The sequence below is a fragment of the Geomonas sp. genome, assembly GCF_035254065.1.
In the GTDB taxonomy this organism is placed as follows: Bacteria; Desulfobacterota; Desulfuromonadia; order Geobacterales; family Geobacteraceae; genus Geomonas.
Map to the genome: position 1 here is coordinate 1 of NZ_DATFBA010000091.1, position 19,271 is coordinate 19,271.

18 protein-coding genes are annotated in these 19,271 nt (G+C 60.3%); 9 read left to right on the forward strand and 9 right to left on the reverse strand.

The genetic code is table 11. The annotated features are described in order from the left end of the window. From VJ604_RS04670 to VJ604_RS04685, 4 genes are all read left to right on the forward strand, one after another. Positions 1–289, forward strand: a 289-nt coding sequence (locus VJ604_RS04670) for an HD-GYP domain-containing protein (protein WP_324080219.1), incomplete at its 5' end; no start/stop codon positions are given. A 370-nt stretch (positions 290–659) separates the two neighbouring features. Then, entirely contained in the window at positions 660–3,707 is a 3,048-nt protein-coding gene (locus tag VJ604_RS04675; RefSeq protein ID WP_324080220.1) for a peptidase S9, read from the forward strand. 63 nt (positions 3,708–3,770) lie between these two features. Next, positions 3,771–4,373: a short chain dehydrogenase gene (locus VJ604_RS04680; protein ID WP_324080221.1), complete on the forward strand. Its 603-nt coding sequence runs from the start codon at positions 3,771–3,773 to the stop codon at positions 4,371–4,373. A gap of 45 nt (positions 4,374–4,418) precedes the next feature. Continuing rightward, complete coding sequence (locus VJ604_RS04685) at positions 4,419–5,039, forward strand: alpha/beta fold hydrolase (RefSeq protein ID WP_324080222.1); 621 nt, start codon at positions 4,419–4,421, stop codon at positions 5,037–5,039. A 76-nt stretch (positions 5,040–5,115) separates the two neighbouring features. Here the strand turns inward: VJ604_RS04685 and VJ604_RS04690 are convergent, their stop codons facing one another. Both VJ604_RS04690 and VJ604_RS04695 read right to left on the reverse strand, forming a co-directional pair. After that, the gene (locus VJ604_RS04690) at positions 5,116–6,066 is read right to left on the reverse strand and encodes an aldo/keto reductase (RefSeq protein ID WP_324080223.1); all 951 of its coding nucleotides are present in this window, start codon (positions 6,064–6,066) and stop codon (positions 5,116–5,118) included. A gap of 17 nt (positions 6,067–6,083) precedes the next feature. Continuing rightward, the gene (locus VJ604_RS04695) at positions 6,084–6,287 is read right to left on the reverse strand and encodes a SlyX family protein (protein WP_324080224.1); all 204 of its coding nucleotides are present in this window, start codon (positions 6,285–6,287) and stop codon (positions 6,084–6,086) included. A gap of 189 nt (positions 6,288–6,476) precedes the next feature. Between VJ604_RS04695 and VJ604_RS04700 the strand changes: the two genes are divergently transcribed. Beyond that, positions 6,477–7,145: a hypothetical protein gene (locus VJ604_RS04700; RefSeq protein WP_324080225.1), complete on the forward strand. Its 669-nt coding sequence runs from the start codon at positions 6,477–6,479 to the stop codon at positions 7,143–7,145. Between the two features lie 67 nt (positions 7,146–7,212). Here VJ604_RS04700 and VJ604_RS04705 read toward each other — a convergent pair whose 3' ends face one another. The 6 genes from VJ604_RS04705 to VJ604_RS04730 form a co-directional block, all read right to left on the reverse strand. Then, positions 7,213–7,974: a TSUP family transporter gene (locus VJ604_RS04705; RefSeq protein ID WP_324080226.1), complete on the reverse strand. Its 762-nt coding sequence runs from the start codon at positions 7,972–7,974 to the stop codon at positions 7,213–7,215. After that, positions 7,971–10,058: a Y4lR C-terminal helical domain-containing protein gene (locus VJ604_RS04710; RefSeq protein WP_324080227.1), complete on the reverse strand. Its 2,088-nt coding sequence runs from the start codon at positions 10,056–10,058 to the stop codon at positions 7,971–7,973. The genes VJ604_RS04705 and VJ604_RS04710 overlap by 4 nt, the downstream gene beginning before the upstream one ends. 279 nt (positions 10,059–10,337) lie before the next feature. Further along, on the reverse strand, positions 10,338–10,922 hold the full coding sequence (gmhB, locus tag VJ604_RS04715) for a D-glycero-beta-D-manno-heptose 1,7-bisphosphate 7-phosphatase (RefSeq protein ID WP_324080228.1): 585 nt from the start codon (positions 10,920–10,922) through the stop codon (positions 10,338–10,340). 14 nt (positions 10,923–10,936) lie between these two features. Then, positions 10,937–11,515, reverse strand: a complete 579-nt coding sequence (gmhA, locus tag VJ604_RS04720; protein WP_324080229.1) for a D-sedoheptulose 7-phosphate isomerase — start codon at positions 11,513–11,515, stop codon at positions 10,937–10,939. Positions 11,516–11,614: 99 nt separating this feature from the next. Further along, complete coding sequence (locus VJ604_RS04725) at positions 11,615–12,646, reverse strand: glycosyltransferase (protein WP_324080230.1); 1,032 nt, start codon at positions 12,644–12,646, stop codon at positions 11,615–11,617. A gap of 41 nt (positions 12,647–12,687) precedes the next feature. Further along, the gene (locus VJ604_RS04730; protein ID WP_324080231.1) at positions 12,688–13,734 is read right to left on the reverse strand and encodes a rod shape-determining protein MreB; all 1,047 of its coding nucleotides are present in this window, start codon (positions 13,732–13,734) and stop codon (positions 12,688–12,690) included. A gap of 232 nt (positions 13,735–13,966) precedes the next feature. Between VJ604_RS04730 and VJ604_RS04735 the strand changes: the two genes are divergently transcribed. The 3 genes from VJ604_RS04735 (at position 13,967) to VJ604_RS04745 (ending at position 17,203) form a co-directional block, all read left to right on the forward strand. Beyond that, positions 13,967–15,547 (forward strand): SurA N-terminal domain-containing protein, encoded by a 1,581-nt coding sequence (locus tag VJ604_RS04735; protein ID WP_324080232.1) that lies wholly within the window; start codon positions 13,967–13,969, stop codon positions 15,545–15,547. Between the two features lie 125 nt (positions 15,548–15,672). Beyond that, the gene (locus tag VJ604_RS04740; RefSeq protein ID WP_324080233.1) at positions 15,673–16,563 is read left to right on the forward strand and encodes a phosphoribosylaminoimidazolesuccinocarboxamide synthase; all 891 of its coding nucleotides are present in this window, start codon (positions 15,673–15,675) and stop codon (positions 16,561–16,563) included. 7 nt (positions 16,564–16,570) lie between these two features. Further along, positions 16,571–17,203 carry a DUF3047 domain-containing protein gene (locus tag VJ604_RS04745; protein WP_324080234.1) on the forward strand — a complete coding sequence of 211 codons (633 nt, stop codon included), beginning with the start codon at positions 16,571–16,573 and terminating at the stop codon, positions 17,201–17,203. On the opposite strand, the gene VJ604_RS04750 is transcribed toward VJ604_RS04745, so the two are convergent. Beyond that, a complete protein-coding gene (locus VJ604_RS04750) occupies positions 17,200–17,559 on the reverse strand; it encodes a YtxH domain-containing protein (RefSeq protein WP_324080235.1) in 360 nt (119 codons plus the stop codon). The genes VJ604_RS04745 and VJ604_RS04750 overlap by 4 nt on opposite strands. A gap of 292 nt (positions 17,560–17,851) precedes the next feature. On the opposite strand from VJ604_RS04750, the gene VJ604_RS04755 reads away from it, so the two are divergent. Continuing rightward, positions 17,852–18,955 (forward strand): NAD(P)-binding domain-containing protein, encoded by a 1,104-nt coding sequence (locus VJ604_RS04755; RefSeq protein WP_324080236.1) that lies wholly within the window; start codon positions 17,852–17,854, stop codon positions 18,953–18,955. The last annotated feature ends 316 nt before the right edge of the window (positions 18,956–19,271 follow it).

Sequence of the window (19,271 nt, forward strand, 5' to 3'; positions counted from 1 at the left end):
AGAAGCCGCTCAACTGGTGCTTTCCCACCATGAATGTTACGACGGCAGCGGTTACCCCCATGGACTGCGAGGCGAAGAGATCCCCATCAGCGCCCGGATCTTCGCCCTGGTAGATACCCTCGACGCCATGACATCCGACCGTCCCTACCGCAAAGCACTCACCTACGAGGACGTCCGCGCTGAAGTCATCCAATGCAGCGGCGGCCAGTTCGACCCATCCCTGGTCGACGTCTTTCTCACCATTCCCAAGGAAGCGTGGGAGGCCGCGGCGGGAAAACAGCTGCGCTAGCCGCTCCGCCCCGTCCGTTACCGCTGAGGCCAGCTCCACCGCGGCAGATATCTCCCCTTTCCATCCCCAAAGTGCTAACAGTCCTTTTTCTTCCCCCCTCGAATACTTCCTGTCACTAGCCTGCTGGACGCCACCTGTACCGGCCCGTTCTTATTCGGTTGGCAAAGGAGCTTCCGTCTCGCCCCCTCGCAGTTACTGCCGCCGCAGGCGTTCGATTCACCTTGTCTCCAACCCGCTCCCTGTTGTATAAACAGCCACTTGCTAACCTGTCGGCAAGTACCTCAGATCACCAAAATCCAATCAGCCCAACGCTACCGGTTGCCCATACCAGCCGGTCAAGCCCGCAGCAACCACCGGTCGAGAGGAATACATGAGAGCTGTCGTCTTCGCCATGATCTTGCTGGTCGTTGTTGCCACCTCAGTCCAGGCGGCCACCCATGACACCTCCTTCAAATTCTCCACCATTGAGACCCCGCACTTCTCGATCCATTTCCACCAGGGACTGGAGGAGGTGGCCCGCAAAACCTCGCTGATGGCGGAAGAGGCGCACGCCAAAATGGTCGAGGAGTTTCTCTGGCAACCTGCCGAAAAAACCCAGGTGGTGCTGATAGACGACAGCGATTTCAATAACGGGCTCGCCGTCACCATTCCCTACAACACCATCTACCTTCAGATCGCTCCGCCGTCGCTTGCTTCCGGCCTGGGGGAGTACGACGACTGGCTGAGGTCCCTGATCACCCACGAGTACGCCCATATCCTCACCTCCGACCCTGCCCGCGGCTACTGGAAGTGGACCCGCAAGATCCTTGGCAAGCCACTTCCCTGGATAGGGGACCCATTCACCGAGCTGATGTTCCTGGTGACTGCCCCCGCCAACACCTTCATGCCCCGCTGGTGGCACGAAGGGATGGCGACCTGGTCGGAAAGCAACTTCACCGGAGGGGGGCGCGGCAAGGGTAGTTACTTCGACATGGTCTTCCGGACGGCGGTGGCCGAAAACCACATCCCCCGGGTGGACGAGATCAACGGCGACGTGCCGTACTGGCCGGACGGCGACCTCCCCTACCTGTTCGGCTACCGCCTGCAGCGGTACATCGCCGACACCTACGGCAAAGAGACCCTTGGCAAGCTGAGCATCGCGCATTCCGGCCGCTTCCCCTACTTCATCAACACGCCTCCCCAGGAGCTGACCGGCCGGAGCTATCGGGAACTGTACACGGACATGGTGGCCGCGATGAAGGGGGAACAGGCGCGGAAGATCGCCATCCTCTCCACGGCGCCCTTCACCCCCTTGACCGCCATTTCAAGACAGGGTGAGAACCTGACCCATCCCCGTTTCTCGCCTGATGGCGCCCGCCTTGCCTTCATCCGCGAGGATCCCAACGACCATACCACTGTGCTGGTGACCGATCGCGCCGGCAAAGAAGTGGCCCAGTTCCGCCGACGCTACTCGGACGGCAGCATCACCTGGTCCCCGGACGGCAAGAAGATTTTCTTCACCCAGACGGAGATCTACCGCTCCTATGACGCTTACCAGGATCTCTACGCCTACGACCTCTCCGCCGACTCGGTGACCAGGCTCACCTACAGGCAACGGTTCAGCGACGTCGACCTTTCACCGGACGGCAAGCTCTTCGCTGGCGTGATCACCTCGCGCGGCAGTCAAAACCTTGCACTGCTTAGCGCGAGCCAGAAAGGGAAGGCTGCCCGTCCCAAGCCGGTCACCACCTATCAGCTCCAGCGGGTATCCTCGCCACACTGGTCACCGGATGGACAGGCCGTGTGCTACGCGTTGCGCGATAACGCCGGATACAGCTCAATCCGGATACATGAGCCTGCCTCCGGCAAGGATCGGACAGTGCTGCGGGCGCCAAACATCCTGGATTACCCTATCTGGTCGCAGGACGGTTCCTCGATTTTCTACATCTCGGATGAAACCGGCGTTTTCAACCTCTTCGCCTATGACCTCAAGGAAGGGAAGAAGTACCAGGTAAGCCACCTTCTGGCCGGCGCCTGGCAGCCCGCACCCTCCCCAGACGGCCGCAGCGTAGCCCTCGCCAGTTACACGTCGCACGGCTTCTATATCGCAGAACTGACCCTCGACAGGTCGAAATGGTCATCGACGCCTGGCCCATCGCTGCCGTTGTTACGCGACCTTCCGGCTCCCCCCTCACAGCCGGACACCATAGCTGCGCCAGCAGGCACCTCGACCAGCGAGGCAGCCGCCACAGCCGTCAAAGGTGCAGGGTCGGACTCCCCTTCCGTTGAGCCGGCGCCCACAACCTCCACTTCTGCTGAGCCGCCTCCAACAGCCACGCCGTCCGCTGAGCTGGGCCCCACAGCCACGCCTTACACCCCGTGGCGTACCCTTTACCCTCACTTCTGGCTGCCCCGCCTTTCGGGGGACGGCTCTGACAAAGCAGTGCTCGGCGTTTTCACCGCCGGAGCCGATGTCCTTTCCTACAACACCTACAGCTTGGCGGTCGATTATAGCAACGGCAGACATAAGGGGTACTTCAACCTCGTCTACAACAACGACTACTTCTTCCCGACGCTCTCGCTCCTGGCCCACATCCAGCCATTGCTGTATTCCAACCTGGAGGACAGAGGGGACTATTGGGAGCTGAACAAGGCCGTCACTGCACGGGCATCGGTACCGATCAATTTCCTGGAGCGCCGTTTCCGGTTCAACGCCGGCTACCAAATCCTCGATCAAGAGGCCCTGAGCCAGCTGCGACCCAATTCCACCTTCAACGGTGTCCCCGTCTTCCAGGGAAGGCGCAACAACGTGTTCCTCGGCTTCACCTTCGATAACGTGCTGAAGTACCCATACTCGATCAGTTCTGAAGAAGGACGCGACTTCTCGCTCACCTACCGACGCTTTGCCCGGATACTCGGCAGCGAACAGACCCTCACCGAATACAGCGCCGAATACCACGAGTACCTGCGGATGCCTACGGAGGCGCTGAAACATCATCTGCTCTACCTGCGGTTGGCTGGCGGCCTGGCCTACGGCGATCTGCAGTACGGACAGCAACCCTTCCAGATCGGCGGTATCCCTTCCGACCTGAACCCCTATTCGCTGCGCGGGTATCCCGATCGCTTCAGCACCGGCAAGTATGTGGCCACCGGCACCGTGGAGTACCGCGCCCCCTTCTTCGACCCGATGCGCGGTCCCGGCACCCTTCCTCTGTTCCTGGAAAAGGTCCACGGAGCCTTCTTCGTGGACGGCGGGCAAGTCTGGAGCGACCAGTTCAGTAACGACACCAACAGGTTCAAGGTCGGCGCCGGTTTCGAATTGCGGACCGACGTGACACTCGGCTACTGGGCTAAGCTCACCCCGGCACTCGGCATCGCCCACGGCTTCAACAGCGGCGGCGAAAACCAGGTCTATTTGACCGTGTACTCCAACCTGTGAGAAGGAGTAACCTTAAGACAGGAGTGCTGCAGCAGCGAGTTTGCAGACAGAGGAGGAATGGTCATGCGCGTCATCGTTGTGGGAGCAACAGGAACCATAGGGAAAGCTGTCGTGAAATCGCTCAGCTCGGAGTATGAAGTCGTAAGGGTGGCTTCGAGATCAGGCGACTTCAGAATGGATATGGCGAGCAAGGATTCGGTGGAGAAGATGTTCAAGGAGGTCGGTCACTTCGACGCCCTTGTTTGCGCAGCCGGCGTGGCACGATTCGGAGCTCTTTCGGAACTAAGCGACGAAGATTTCCAACTGGGCCTGGCCGGCAAGCTGATGGGGCAGGTAAACCTGGTGCGGGTCGGCTACAACTACATCAACGACCACGGCTCGTTCACCCTTACCAGCGGCGTCCTCAGCCATCAACCCATGCCGGGGAGCGCCTCGATCAGCATGATCAACGCAGGCATAGAGGGCTTCGTGCGGGCGGCTGCGCTCGAGATGCCCAGGGGAATCCGGATCAACGTAGTCAGTCCCCCCTGGGTCAAGGAGACCCTGGAGGCGCTGGGAATGGACAGCTCGACCGGCATGCCGGCCGAACGCGTGGCCCAGGCCTACCGGGCTAGCGTAGCGGGTACCAGAACCGGCACCGTGATCAACGCCAAAGACTTCGCGTGAGCCGGTCTCGGTGATAGTGGATTGACGACGGGAAAGGAGGGGCAGATGGTGCCTGAGAAGCTGTTATTCCTTCCGGGGGCCTCTGGCAACACCAACTTTTGGCGACCTGTGGCGGACCTGCTGAAGAGTGATGCACAGCAGGTCCATATCGGGTGGCCCGGATTTGGCCCGACAGCGGCTGATCCTCATGTCAATGGAATAGAGGACCTGGTATCTCTCGTCCTGAAGGAACTCGAGGTGCCATCAGCTGTCATAGGCCAGTCGATGGGTGGGGTTGTTGCTATTCAATGCGCTCTGAGAAAGCCTTACCTCGTTACTCACCTGGTATTGACAGCAACATCGGGTGGAATGGATCTCAGTAAACTCGGTGCAGTTGACTGGCGTGAAAGCTTTCATGCCCTCAATCCCACCTTTCCGCGTTGGTTCGCCGATTATCACGAAGATCTCACGGAAAAGCTTGAAACAATCACGATACCGACACTTCTTCTCTGGGGTGACGCCGACCCCATCAGTCCACCGCTGGTAGGGGAACGGCTGGCGGCTCTTATGCCGAAGTCGGAACTGCATATCGTCCATGGTGGAACGCATGATCTTGCCAACGCCATGGCCGATCAGGTTGCACCTCTAATCCGGGACCACCTGAACATACATCTTCCCAAAAAATAAGGCGGGCATCACCCACCGCGCTTTAACGACGGGCTGCCCACCCTACGGTGAGTACTCACAATTTCCTGCTGATCATCTATACGACCCGGATGATAAACTCCGGACAGGCGGCGCCGCAGTAGCCGCACAGGATGCAGGTCTCCTCATCAACCTGTGCCTTCCCCTCAACTACCTGCAACGCATCGTTGGTGCAGGCAGGCACGCACATCCCACACCCCTTGCAAAACGCCTGCATGATCCGCAACTTTCGCCTCTTCCCTTCCAGGTCTTCCCACAGTTTCGTTTCGGTCACCCCGGTCTCGAAGAGAGCGACATTGCCGTCGATCTCCGTTTCGGACAGCATCCCCATGGCGATGCCGTGCACGCCGGTGAGGCCAAGCACGAAGCGGATGCTCTCCCTGGCGCTGGAAATGAGATTGCCGCCCGCAAGAGCCTTCATGGCATAGACCCCCTTTCCGGCCGCAGCAGACTCGGCAATGGCGGCAGCCATCTCCTCGGAGGACCCGTCGATGATCCCCATGCCGGTCCTGTTGATGAGCGGATGGATCACCTCTATCTCGGGATGGGCCGCGGCCTTACGGATGGCGCTGATGAAATGGGAGGAGAGACCGACGTGGCGGATCTTCCCCTCTTCCTTCATCCGCACCAGCTCGGCAACCACCTCGGCGCGGTCGGTGAAGGGATCGGCAACCCTGGCGCCGTGCAGATGCACGAGGTCCAGGCATTCCCGGTCGAGTTCGCGCAAGGCCCGCTCCACGTGCGCACGGGCAAGCTCCCCGGTGTTAGCGTGGGTCTTCGTGGCGATCAGGACCTCTCCGCGGTAGCCGTCCAGGGCGGCCCTGATGTGGGGGTAGGTCTGGTACATTTCCGCGGTATCGAGCAGGTTAACGCCACGCTCCAGGGCATAGCGGATCAGCCGCCCTCCCTCCTCGGGGGTAACGGCTGCCTGCAGGGGGCCGAGAGGGAGGGTGCCGTAGACCAGTGGATGTACCCTCAAGCCGGTAGCTCCCAGCATAACAGTTTTCATTTCATCTCCTCCTGGCATCAGTAGTGCGGCGGCGGTTCTTCCTCGGACGGCAGCCTGTTCTGGGACGAAAGCACCCCTTTAAGATGCTCTTTGATGAGCTTGAGCTCCATGGACAACCTGTCGATGCTGGCCTGATGTAAGGTCACCACTTCGTTCAATTGATCGATGACATGCCCCTGGTGCATGATCTGCATCTCCATATCTGTTAGACGCTGCTCCATGGCGTAATTCTCCTCTGTATTGGATATGTCCATTGGAAGTCATTATAACAATGGCAACTAGGTGGACGCGAGCGGGAATTCTATCTCCATTCCACGATCCAGCCAAGATAAAAAACTTCAAAAAGAGGACCGTTTCTGTTAATTTCCAATGTTCGGGCAGCAAGGTTCAGTAACTACGGAGGTACACGTATGTCGGATAGTCCCAAATCAACCAGCGAGCGGCACATAGAGAAGATCATGCAACACGTGGAGCCGGGCTCGGAGAGATACGAGGTACTGGACAAGGCCAAGCGCTTCAAGTCGTCCTGGGTGGAACTGGGCGAAAAGCTGCTCGACGTCAGCAAGAAGGGGCGTTTCCGGGACTGGGGATACCAGAGCTTCGAGGAGTACTGTGTGCAGGAAATCCGGATCAAGCGCGGGACTGCGGAGAAGCTGACCATGGCTTACCGCTTCATGGAGAAGGAGGAGCCGCAGCTGCTGACCGCGCGCGAGGAGTTGAAGCCGTTGCCTGACTTCCGGTCCATCGACCTTTTGCGCAAGGCAAAGGAAGAGAAGGGTTTTACCGACGAGGAGTACGACGACCTCAGAAAGAGCGTGGTGGAGGAGGAGCGCAGCCACCCCACCGTCCTTAAGAAGTACAAGGAAGTAGCTGCCCTGCGGGAGGAAGTGAACCCGCTGGCGCCGCTCAAGGCGAGCATTTCAGCGGCAAAACGGTTGGAGTCGACCCTGCGCAGCCTCCCCGGCGTCCCCGATCTCTACCTTGAACAACTCGGAGAAATGGTCGCCCACCTGGAGAACGAGCTGGAAGCGCTTTCCATGTCGGCGGACAGCGAGGCGGGGACCATCAGGGAGATATAAGGCAGGGACTGGGGGCGAGGGCTTAAAACGCGGAGTTGCAGCCGCTGGTCCCCGGCCAGTGGCATTATTACCGATAGTTATCGTAAAACAGCTTCGCAGTCACCGCCAGCACGGAGCAGATGAAGACCGGTCGCACGAAGCGGGTCCCCTTGTGGATGACGAGCTTCGCCCCTACCCTTGCCCCGCACGCCTGCCCTGCCCCCATGAGCAACCCGGCCAGCAGCACCACTTTTCCCCCCACGATGAATACCACCAGTGACACGATGTTGCTCACGAAGTTGAAGAGCTTGGTGTAGCCGGTCCCCTTCCGCATGTCGAACCCCAGCCCGAGCATAATCGATATCACCCAGAAGGAACCGGTGCCTGGCCCGAGAAAGCCGTCGTAAAACCCGATCAGCAGCCCGAAAACGGTGTAGAAAACCTCTTTGCGCATGCGCGGATGGACCTCTTCCGCGCCCAGCTTCGGAGTGAAGATGGTGTAGGCCAGGATCGCCAAAAGCAGGTACGGGATGAAACGTTTCAGGAAGCCGGGATCGATCTGCTGGACGGTGTAGGCACCGATACCGGCACCGACCGCGGTCCAGAAAATCCCACGCCGAGCGTCGCGCAGATTGACGGTGCCTGCCTTCACAAAATGGAACATGGCGGAAGCAGAGCCGAAGGTGGACTGGAGCTTGTTGGTGCCCAGCGCGACCTGCGGCGGCAGACCGATGCCAAGCAGCACGGGGACGGTGATAAGCCCTCCTCCTCCGGCAATGGCATCGATGCATCCGGCCACTAGGCCGGTAGCGAACAGTAAGGGGAGAAATAGCGGAGAGAGGGAGGTCATTGCTTGCCTCCGTGCTGCGGGGCTTTCCTCGTCTGGCTTGCGAGGTAGTTCCGCACACTCGTCTCGGCAACTGCCTTCATCAGGGGAATCTCCTTCAAAGATATCGTTTCATCTGCCACGGCCTGTGCCAGGTGGTAAATCTTGTGCCAGGGGATCAGCGGCTTGCGATGCGACTTCAGCCACAGTGCCGTAACCACCAGCCTCTCTAGCCAGATTGGACGATGCGCCTCCAGGACGGAGTCAAGGACCTGTTCGACGGCAGAGTCTGCGCTCTCCCTGTTTTTGCGGGCCTGCTCCGTCACGCGTTCGATATCCTCACCATCCTCATACCAGGAGGAAAGAAACGGTGCATCGGCGATCAGAGATGCGGAGTGCTCGATGGCATTGGCGTACTCCCGGTCCGAGAGAAGCTGGGGGCTATCCTCTGCCAACTCCTCATGCAGAAGCAGCAATTCCCTCGCCGCATCAAACTGGATCATCCGCCAGCGGTCGCGCCCAAGTAGCTCGGCGACCCGAACCAGCCACGCGTTGGGGACCGTTCCGGCGCGTCCCCCATCGGCCAGACCGTTGCAGACTCGCAGGTCGAGGTGCTCAGCGTTTGACTCGAAATAGTGGGGGTCTTTTTTGACCGCCTTCAGGAATTCTTCCAACTCGTACTTGGTCTTGAGGGGGGCAACGTAGGAGTTGACGATCCCCTCCCCCTGTAGGAGAGTTACCAAGCAGCGGGCAAAGCCGTCACCATCGGGAGCAACGACCACGAAAGACTGCTGTCCTGTTCCATCAATGGTGGAGGCAAAGACCGTGAAGGTGGGAAGTTTGGGAAGGGCGGCGCATTCTACCCGCGCTTTTCGCGCCTTGGTTATGGCGCGATCGACATTTTTCCTGATCTCTTCGGGGAACCAGTTGCGCGACACGATCAGGCGGCGCAGGCTCTCGGAAGTTATGGCGGTCCCTTCCACGGTGGCGATTGTTTCGGAGACGCCAAGGCGTACTTCCGGTTCGTTGTGAAAAAGCATCAGCACCGCAATGTCCCGCAAAAGGGAATCATCGGACTGCAGCATCTCTCCGATCAACGCATTTTGCATCGGCGCATCGTCCACCACGAGCAGTTGCAGCAATTCCTCGGCACCTTCAAAGGGAGAGGTCACACCTATCGAGTGGAAGCTCCGTGCTATCCCGCTCAGCGTTTCCTCAGCCTGGCCGTCGTTAAGGTCGGTGCGCGCGCCGAAACCAGCCAGCAGATGGGAAGTCCCCCCTTTAAGGACCGGAAGGATCTCCACCCTGCTCTGCACCAGGACGTTCAGCACCGCTGCCCTCAGGTCGGGGTCCTCATTTTCCACGAAGACGTGCTGGTTGATCGCCTTTTGAAGCTCTTCCATCCGCCGTTGGGCATCCGGGGTGTCAACCTCGATTTCCTGGTCGAGGATATCGAGGGAATCGAACAAAAGGTGCAAACCGCCCTGGATCTGTTCGTCCGGCTGGGGAGACTGCTGATAGAGCTGGGGAAGCAGCGCCGCGATCTCGTCGCAGCTGTCGGAATCTTTAAGCAGGTACTGCCGAAGGTCGTCGTGAAGCTTGATCAGTAGGTCGACCTGCCCCATGTTTCCGGCAGCGACATAGCGCTCAACGAGGGAAGCTCCATCAACCTTGGTAGCGGAGGGACGGCTTTTCGGAGGAAGGTTCCCACCTTGCTGGGAGATGCCGGAAACTCCACCCTTCCCGCTCGGACCGCCGGCGCCCCAGCCCCCGGAACTGAGATTTCTCAGCGATTGCTCGATCTCGGAAGCGAGATCGGGTGGTTCGGTGGCGCGATAGACGAGATCGCCCGGTTTGGGGAAGGCGGGGCCGCCGTACGGTCGCCCTTCGACCTTTTCCCTGACCGTCAGGTAGTGCCGGTATAACCGCTCAAGCCGGTCCGGCCCGGAGTTGAGGCCTTCCACGAACAGGTGCAACAGGTCCTCCGCATACGGTCCCTGCTGATTGGAGGTGTCGAGGTAGGGGCCTGCAAAAGGTCCTTGCTGGTCAAAACCGAAGCTAATGGCAGCTTTCTGCTTCACCTTCTCGTTCACGACCAGGATGGTCACCCTTCGGCAGTCACAGCCGGGCTCGGTACAGTAATACTCAAGAAAACCGTAACTTCCTTTTGGAATACGCCCGGTCTTCTGTCTCAGCACCAGCGTCATCACAGGTTCGCCGGTGGGAATTATGTCAGTGTACGCTCGCAGGACGTTAGGCACAGTAAGGACCTTTCAGAAGGAATTAAGGGACGCCATCACTAAGGCTCTTTGGATCAAAAGAAAACGCCCTGCGCTAAGTACACAGGGCGAATCGAGTTGTATGTGGTGCAGGCAAAAGGGGGACCTTCAGTCGGCGTCCGGCGCCTCGGCGGCCTCCAGGGCCAGGATGGCTTCAACAGCAGCCGGGAGATCAGGATACGCCTTGATCCCCGCCGGAAGCTTGGAGGCATGGGAGTTGCCGTACCCGGTAAGCACCATGAGGGAGGTGCAGCCCGCATTGATGCCTGCTTCCACGTCGGCCAGTTTATCACCGATCATGAACGAGGAGCCGAGATCAATGGCGAGGTCATCTGCCGCCTGTTGCAGCATGCCGGGCAACGGTTTGCGGCAGGCGCACACCTGCAGGTAATCCCCCTTGCCGTGCTCCGGATGATGGGGGCAGAAGTAGCAGGCGTCTATGGAGGCGCCGACCTTGGCCAGCATCTCGTGCATGTGGCTATGGATGGCGTCCAGCGCCGCCTCGTCATAACGACCGCGCCCGATGCCGGACTGGTTGGTGACCACCACCAGGAGAAATCCTGCCTCCTTCAGCCGCTTGAGCGCGGCGGGAACGCCGGGGATGAACTCGAATTCCTCGACCTTGTGCAGGTATTGCACCTCGACGTTGATGGTGCCGTCCCTGTCCAGAAAAACCGCCCTTCTCTTGCTCATGACCTCGGACTCTCCTAGCAAACCGCGGTGAAGAGGGCTCTTTCCACCAGATCGCAAACGATATGGATGATGGTGATGTGCCCTTCCTGGATGCGCGGGGTGTCGTTACTCGGCACGATGAGCGGGAGTTCCACCAGTTTAGCGATGGAGCCGCCGTCCTTGCCAAGGAGCGCCACCGTCCGGCACCCCTTCTCGATGGCCGCTTCCAGTGCGATTTGGACGTTGGGGGAGTTGCCGCTGGTGGAGATGCCGATCACGACGTCGCCCGGCACGGCCAGCGCCTCGACCTGGCGAGAAAAGACGCGGTCGAAGCCGTAGTCGTTGCCGACGGCGGTGAGGATGGAGGTGTCGGTGGTGAAGGCGATGGCCGGCAGGGCGCGACGCTCCAGCTTGAAACGCCCCACGATCTCAGCGGCCAGATGCTGGGCATCGGCGGCCGAGCCACCGTTCCCCATCACCAACACCTTGTTCCCGGCCCCCAGCGCTTCAACCAAAAGAGAAACGGCGCTCTCAATGGCGGGAGCAAGCTCCCTTTCCAGCGCCGTCATCACCTCGCAGTGGCTCTTAAGCTGCGATTTTATCTCTGCTAACATCAACCCTCCTGCCGATATTCTTCTTGCTATTCCGAACCCCATCCTCACCCCGGCCCTATCCTTGAAGGAGAGGGAGAAAAATCCATATCGGGGCGTAAGCTATCGCTCTTTCGAGCGGCTCTCGATTCTCTCTGTCAATTCTGTGAAGGATAGATAGCTGGAGCCCCAGGGAAAGGCGATGCCGTCGACAGCGGTGACCGCGATGCTCCCCGGCCGTTCGGCGATCATCCGCTCGAACAGGTGCCGGCGGGTCGCACCGAGCGCGAAACGCGGAAGCGGCACCAGCTTGATGCTGTCGTGCAGGATGCCCAGGTCCTCCTGTTCGGCGGCCTTGTGCAGGAGCGCCGGGAGTAGCACTTGGAAACTGTCGCCGTGGCGGGCCCCCTTTACCAGCACGCCAAGCTTTTCCCGCAGGTGCTCGACCACGCATCCCTTGGGAACGTGCACCACGTAGTCCCCCCCCTCTCCCCAACGCTCGGAGAAAAGGGCTCGGCTGTGCTCAAGGGTCTCGGCGCGACGCCGGACCGACCCCAAGGGTTTTTCCTCCTGGTAGCCGACCACCGGTCCAGCCACCCGATAGGTGAGATACCCCTTGGCGCAGGCGCGCCGGGTGTAGTCTCGCAGGCACCACTGCCCGCCGTCCATCCCCTCGTCGAGGCCGCCTATCTCCTTGAAGGCCTTTCTGGTGATGACCATGGCGGAGAAGGAAGCGGCCACCACCTCGCTGGGAGCGGGATCTGCCGCCTCGCCCGCGGCCTTGCTCAGACAGGGGATCATGATCCCCGCCTCCGGATGGTCGTGGGCGAACTCCAAAAGCGGCTTGAACCACCCCTCGGGCACCTCGGTGGTGTTGCGCACCAGGGCCATGAATGGCGCATCGCAACGCAGAAGGCCGCGGTTGGCGGCCTTTACGAAGCCGATGTTGCTGTCATCTCGTATCAAGAGCGCCCGCTCTTCCAGGCCGTCCGCAAACTCCTGCAACATCTTCTCGGTCTCCCGATCGCTGCCGATATCGAACATGATAAGGCGCGCGTCGGGGGTGTTGTTGATGAGGTTGACGAGGCAGTTGCGGGTATCTTTCGGCCTGTTCCAGACGGGGATGACGACGTCTATCATGATGGCATTGGTCATGACGGTCCCTACGGCCGGTTACCTGTACGTGCGACGAGAAGTTAGGAGCTGACCGCAACGTTCCTGAGCAGGGCCAGTTCGTCGAGGACCTTTCCGGAGCCGAGCACGACGCAGGAAAGGGGATCCTCGGCGGTAACCACCGGCAGCCCGGTCTCCTCGCGCAACAGCACGTCCAGGTGCCTCAGCAGCGCGCCGCCGCCGGCCAGCACGATTCCCTTGTCGACCAGGTCGGCCGCCAGTTCGGGCGGGGTGCGCTCCAGGCAGTTGCGGACGGCATCAACGATGGCGGTCACCGGCTCGGAGAGCGCCTCGCGGATCTCGTTGGAGTCGATCTCGGTGGTCTTGGGGATGCCGGAGACCAGGTCGCGCCCCTTGACCTCCATGTGGACCACTTCGTTGCCGGGGTAGGCCTCGCCGATCTCGATCTTGATGAGCTCGGCCATGCGGTCGCCGATCAGCAGGTTGTACTTGCGCTTGATGTACTGGACGATGGCCTCGTCCATCTTGTCGCCCCCCACCCTGACGCTCTTGGTGTAGACGATGCCGGCCAGCGAGATGACAGCCACCTCGGTGGTGCCGCCGCCGATGTCGACGATCATGTTGCCGGAGGCTTCGGTAATGGGAAGGCCCGCCCCGATGGCGGCCGCCATCGGCTCCTCGATCAGGTAGACCTCGCGGGCGCCCGCCGACTCGGCCGATTCCTTCACTGCGCGTTTCTCCACCTGGGTGATCCCGGAGGGGACGCAGATGACGATGCGGGGACGGACCAGGGTCTTCCTGTTGTGGACCTTGTGGATGAAGTAACGGAGCATCTCTTCGGTGATGTCGAAGTCGGCGATGACGCCGTCCTTCATGGGGCGGATGGCGGTGATGGAGCCCGGGGTGCGGCCCAGCATCTTCTTGGCCTCCATACCGACCGCCAGCACCTTCTGCTGGCCGGTAGTCTGCAGCTGCTGCACCGCCACCACCGACGGCTCGCGCACCACGATACCCTTCCCCTTGAGGTACACCAGGGTGTTGGCGGTACCCAGGTCTATTGCGAGGTCATTAGAAAACATGCCGAACAGGGCATCGAAAATCTTCAGCATCGTAAGACTCCTTTAATTATCATCCCGGGTCAACAAACCCGGCAAAGGTGGAAATATAGCAGAAATCCCGCACCCTTTCAACAAAGAAAACCCGTCCGGCAGCGCGGCCAGGCGGAGAACCCTATTTCACCTTTTCAATCTCCTGTTGCTTTTGCAATTAGATTATATTATTATTCGCAACTCGTGTCTTAATCCCGGTAATACACCTAATAGCAAAGGAGTTTCCACCGCAATGCTTGGCATAATGAGGAAGTACAAAGAGTCTCCGGTCATTAAGATAGTATTCATAGTGATAGTTCTCTCTTTCATCGGCACCATCTTCCTGGTCTGGGGCAGAGGGGGCGACCGGGGACGCGGCGAAGGGAGCTTTGCAGCCAAGGTGGACGGCACCAAGATTTCCTTGGGGGATTTCGACCAGGCCTACAACCGTACCCGCGGCGTCTACGAGCAGATCTACGGCCGTTCGCTGACCCCCGAGATGGAGAAGTCGATGGGTCTCAAGAAGATGACCCTGGACACCCTGATCGACAACGTGCTGATCCTCAAGCAAGCCAAGCGGATGGGAATCAACGTGGGCAAGGACGAGGTGGCCGCCGAGATCGCCAAGGTCCCCGCCTTCCAGAAAGACGGCGTGTTCAACTTCGACCAGTACCAGTTGGTCCTCAGATCCAACCGGATGACCCCTGCCGCCTTCGAGGACGCCGAGCAGGATGAGCTCACCATCCAGAAGGCCCGCACCAAGGTGAAGGACGGCGCCAAGGTCACCGACCAGGAGATCCTGGATGCCTTCAAAAAGCAAAACGACAAGGTTGACCTGCAGTTCGTCTCCTACTCCCCGGCCGACGTCAAGGGAGGCATCAAGCTTACCGACGCCGAACTGAACGTCTACCTGCAGGACCACCAGGCCGACTTCAAGACCCCCGAGCAGGTCTCCCTCGCCTATGCCGTGGTCAGCCCCTCCCAGTTCGCCTCCAAGATGGCGGTGACCCCGGAGGAGGCACAGGCCTACTACCAGAAGAACATCGACCGCTACCAGGACAAAGGTGGTATACTCCCCTTCGACAAGGTCAAGGAGCAGGCAACCGCCGACGCCCTCAAGCAAAAAGCAGCCAAGGAGACCTACGAAAAGGCCGCTGACGCGGTGAACAAGTTCAAGAGCCAGGGTGACATCAACGCCGCCGCAGCCGCCCTGGGCGCCAAGGTGGAGAAGACCGCTCTCTTTACCGCCGCAGCTCCGGCCCCGGCCCTGGTCTCCGAGAAGGAAGTGGTATCCCGCGCCTTCGCCCTCAAGCAGGGCGAACTCGGTGGACCGGTGGAAACCGCCAAGGGGATCTACCTGCTGAAGGTGGTGGACAGGAAGCCGGCCGCCGTGCCGCCGCTGGCCGAGATCCGTGCCAAGGTAGAAGCGAAGGCGCTGGAGGCCAAAGCGGCCGAGGTTGCCAAGAAGAAGGCCGAAGAGGCCCTTGGCCAGCTCGCCAAGGGTGGCGTTGCGACAAAGGACACCGGCGCTTTCGGCTACAACGCCCAGGGGACCATCCCCAGCATCGGCGCATCCCCCGAGCTGATGGACCAGGCCTTCGCCCTGACCAGCGCCGCTCCGGTGGCCAAGAAGGTGGTCAAGGTCGGCGACCGCTGGTACGCGGTGAAGCTCAAGCACCGGATCGAGGCACCGACCACCGAGCTCGCCAAGAGCAAGGAAGCCATCAGGCAGAGCCTGCTTCCCAAGAAGCAGCAGGATGCCATGGCTGCCTGGCTGAAGGATCTCAAATCCAAGGCCAAGATCGAGGTCAACCCGGCAATCATGGGGGAGTAGCCGGAAACCGGCAGTGATCTTCACAAACCGATAGTAACCTGATGCGAGGTGAAGGGTGCGAAAAGCCCCTTCACCTTTCACTTTTCTCGTCAACTGATACAACGATTAACAAAGGAGAGATAGCTATGACGAAACCGGTGCTTACCACGGAGTTCCCCGGACTGAAGCTCGCCGCCCGCGGCAAAGTGCGCGACATCTACGACCTGGGCGAGGCGCTTCTCATCGTCACCACCGACAGGATATCGGCCTTCGACGTCATCATGAACGAAGGGATCCCCAACAAGGGGTACGTGCTGACCCAGATCTCCGCCTTCTGGTTCCGCCAGATGGAGGGGATCATCAAGAACCACATCATCTCCACCGAGGTGGCCGATTTCCCGAAGGAGTGCCAGCCCTACGCCGACGTCCTGGCCGGCCGCTCCATGCTGGTCAAGAAGGCCTCCCCGCTGGCGGCCGAGTGCATCGTGCGCGGCTACATCTCCGGCAGCGGCTGGAAGGACTACCAGCAGACCGGCAAGATCTGCGGCATCGAGCTCCCGGCAGGCCTGAAGGAGTCCGACCGTCTCCCGCAGCCTATCTTCACCCCCTCCACCAAGGCCGAGCTCGGCACCCACGACGAGAACATCTCCTTCGAGGAGATGGCCAAGCTGTGCGGGCAGGAGATCAGCGAGAAGGTGCGCGAAGTAACCCTCGCCATCTACGAGAAGGCGCGTGACATCGCCGATCAGAAAGGGATCATCATCGCCGACACCAAGTTCGAGTACGGCATCTACCAGGGCGAGCTGATCATCATCGACGAGTGCATGACCCCGGACTCCAGCCGCTTCTGGCCCAAGGACAGCTACCAGCCGGGCGGCCCCCAGCCCTCCTTCGACAAGCAGTTCCTGCGCGACTACCTGGAGACCCTGGACTGGAACAAGACCGCTCCGGCACCGCCGCTGCCGGCGGATATCGTGCAGAAGACCGCCGAGAAGTACATGGAGGCGCTGGTCAGGCTGACCGGCAAGGGGATCTGATAGAGAGATGCTCAGCCAACTCCTGCTCGCAGCCGCCCTCCTGACAACCACCGCCGGTTCGCCGCAGGAACTGCAGATCGGACGCTTCAGCGCCTCGGACCTCTCCGGTTGGACCGACAAGGGCTACAAGGGGAGTGTCAGCTATACCCTGGAGGACGGGGCGCTGAAGGCCCATAGCGTCAAGGCCGCCTCGGGGAAGATCAAGGAGCTCTCGGTCGACGTCCACAAGTACCCGATCATCACCTGGAACTGGAAGGTCGACCACACCCTCAAGGGGGAGGACATCAAGAAGAAGAGCGGCGACGACTTCGCCGCCCGGGTCTACGTGATCTTCCCCCGCACCTTCTTCTGGCGGATGCGGGCCATCAACTACGTGTGGGCGAGCAAGATGCCCCAAGGGAGCGAAGCGCCCAGCCCCTACACCAAGAACTCGATGATCATCGCGGTGGAAAGCGGGGATGAGAAAGCCGGCAAATGGGTGAGTGAGCAGCGGAACATCTACGAGGACTACAAGAGGATTTTTGGAGAAGAGCCCCCCCTTATGGGGGGGGTTGCCATCATGACCGATACCGACGACACCAAGGACGAGGTCACCGCATGGTACGGTGACATCACCCTGCATGCCCCGCAGGCTCCCTAGCCAATCATCTTCATCAGCCGGTTACGCTGTTTCTCCAGCCGGCTTTCCCCTTCTTCAATAGCCTTCAAAAGGCCCTTCTTGGCGCCGTAAGCCATATCCTTACCACGCTCAAGGATATCCGCCGCCCGCTCGCCGACCGATTCGGCCATGTCGGTCACGTGCTCGGAGAACTCCTCCACGGCCTCGACGGCGTCACGTCCCTTCCTGCGCAGCTTCTTCCCGTAGCGGTTCAGGTCCCTGCGGGTCTTCTCGCCGCTTTGGGGAGCGTACAGGAGAGCGACGCCGGCGCCAAGGAGGCCACCGACCACCAGCATCATCGCCCCAACCATTACGCGGTTGCTTTCTCTTTGTGCCATAACACGTCCTCCTTTTTTACGATCAGCTGATTGATTTCAACTGGGTAAATAGTACCCGATGTGCACGGTTTGCCAAGGCAACCCCCGAAATTACCGCAAAATTCGCTTGGTGACCGACTCCGTCCGGCCACCGCTCCACGCCCTGCGCAGCAAATTGTCCAGCAATCCCGCGGCACTCCCCTGCCCCATCCCCCCCCTTTGTCTTGGAATAGGCAGCCGAAGCGTGTATAGTTTAGACGAATGAACATTTGGCCCATCAGTGCCTTCGCTACAGAACCAGGAGAAACCGAATATGGATCAGATTTACGATGTGATTATTGTTGGAGGGGGCCCGGGCGGAATAGCCGCAGCGTACCTCTGTCACAAGCAGGGACTATCCCATCTGCTGATTGAATCAGGGAAGGCCGTCTTCCACGGCATATCCACCACCTACCCGGAAGGGAAGAACGTCTACCCTTCCAAACCCAAGGACGATCCTGAGCCGTTCATGGTCGAGGAACTGCGGCCGCCCGACAAGCCGGTCACCGTGGAAAAGTACATCCAGTACGTGCAGCACTTCGTCCAGCACGAGGGGCTCAACGTGGTTACCGAGACGCAGTTCGAGAACATCGAGACTGCCCGCGACCATCAAAGGGTCATCACCACCAAGGGGACCTTCCTGGCCAGAAAGATCCTGCTGGCCTTCGGCAGTTCCATCCCCAAGGAGCTTTCCGTCTACGGCGACGCCAAGATGGTGGCCAAGTCGCTGGACGATCCCAAGAAGTACGTCGGGCTTAGGACCCTGGTGATCGGCGGCGGCAACAGCGCGGCGGACGTGATCATCTCCATCCTGAAGGCCAAGCGGAGCGCCAACGACAAGGAACCGGTCTATTGGGCGCACGTGGCGGAGACCTTTGACGTCAACAAGGAGACCGCGCAGCGGTTAGGCGAGGAGATACTGCTGGGTGGCAACATCAGGCTGTTGCCGGGAGCGACGCCCAGGATCGGTGAGGTGGACGACGAGGGTGTGGACCGGCTGGTTATCCGGGTAGCGGTCCACGAACTGCCGGGGGGGATCGAGCGCTATAACGCCATGAGCTTCCCGATGAAGAACGTGATCGCCTGCATCGGTAGCCAAGGACCGACCTCCACCTTTGACAAGATCGGGGTGCAGACCATCGCCTGCGCGGAGGGGGTCTGCCAGGTGGCCAAGGAAGGCGATCGCCTGCTCTTGCTCACCTCCGAGTTCGAGTCCACCAGGAAAGGGGTCTACGTGATAGGGGGCGCCATCTCCCCCTCCTACATGAAGATCACCAAGGGGTCCATCCAGGAGGAGCGGCATCCGAACCTGATCCACACCGCCATCAACGACGCCTACCACGTCATCAGCTCGATAGCAACGAAGCTCAAGAAGTGACCCGAACCCATCCTCACCCTGTCCCTCCCCTTGAAGGGGAGGGAACGAGAGGAGAGCCTCTCAGTCAGGTCCCCCCCTTGATAAAGGGGGGACAGGGGGGATTTGCTTCTGGCTGTTGACTGGCCACACCCCCCTCCCCTGCTCCGCTCCCAAGGGGCCGGAGGTGAGCACTAAAAAGGTTAAAACAAACGGGGGCCCGGCCGTTAGATGCCGGAGCCCCCTTTTATCGTCAAATCTCAGAAGATCCGCTAGCCGCGCATCTCCTCCTTAAGCCCTTCCACCACCGCCCGGACCTCGGCGATCATCTCGCGGGCCT

Coding starts and splice junctions, on each gene's coding strand:
- VJ604_RS04730 (WP_324080231.1), bottom strand. CDS start 13,734: ATGCTGAAGATTTTCGATGCCCTGTTCGGCATGTTTTCTAATGACCTC.
- VJ604_RS04755 (WP_324080236.1), top strand. CDS start 17,852: ATGGATCAGATTTACGATGTGATTATTGTTGGAGGGGGCCCGGGCGGA.
- VJ604_RS04745 (WP_324080234.1), top strand. CDS start 16,571: ATGCTCAGCCAACTCCTGCTCGCAGCCGCCCTCCTGACAACCACCGCC.
- VJ604_RS04725 (WP_324080230.1), bottom strand. CDS start 12,646: ATGACCAATGCCATCATGATAGACGTCGTCATCCCCGTCTGGAACAGG.
- VJ604_RS04690 (WP_324080223.1), bottom strand. CDS start 6,066: ATGAAAACTGTTATGCTGGGAGCTACCGGCTTGAGGGTACATCCACTG.
- VJ604_RS04750 (WP_324080235.1), bottom strand. CDS start 17,559: ATGGCACAAAGAGAAAGCAACCGCGTAATGGTTGGGGCGATGATGCTG.
- VJ604_RS04735 (WP_324080232.1), top strand. CDS start 13,967: ATGCTTGGCATAATGAGGAAGTACAAAGAGTCTCCGGTCATTAAGATA.
- VJ604_RS04680 (WP_324080221.1), top strand. CDS start 3,771: ATGCGCGTCATCGTTGTGGGAGCAACAGGAACCATAGGGAAAGCTGTC.
- VJ604_RS04700 (WP_324080225.1), top strand. CDS start 6,477: ATGTCGGATAGTCCCAAATCAACCAGCGAGCGGCACATAGAGAAGATC.
- VJ604_RS04740 (WP_324080233.1), top strand. CDS start 15,673: ATGACGAAACCGGTGCTTACCACGGAGTTCCCCGGACTGAAGCTCGCC.
- VJ604_RS04675 (WP_324080220.1), top strand. CDS start 660: ATGAGAGCTGTCGTCTTCGCCATGATCTTGCTGGTCGTTGTTGCCACC.
- VJ604_RS04705 (WP_324080226.1), bottom strand. CDS start 7,974: ATGACCTCCCTCTCTCCGCTATTTCTCCCCTTACTGTTCGCTACCGGC.
- VJ604_RS04685 (WP_324080222.1), top strand. CDS start 4,419: ATGGTGCCTGAGAAGCTGTTATTCCTTCCGGGGGCCTCTGGCAACACC.
- VJ604_RS04695 (WP_324080224.1), bottom strand. CDS start 6,287: ATGGAGCAGCGTCTAACAGATATGGAGATGCAGATCATGCACCAGGGG.
- gmhA (WP_324080229.1), bottom strand. CDS start 11,515: ATGTTAGCAGAGATAAAATCGCAGCTTAAGAGCCACTGCGAGGTGATG.
- gmhB (WP_324080228.1), bottom strand. CDS start 10,922: ATGAGCAAGAGAAGGGCGGTTTTTCTGGACAGGGACGGCACCATCAAC.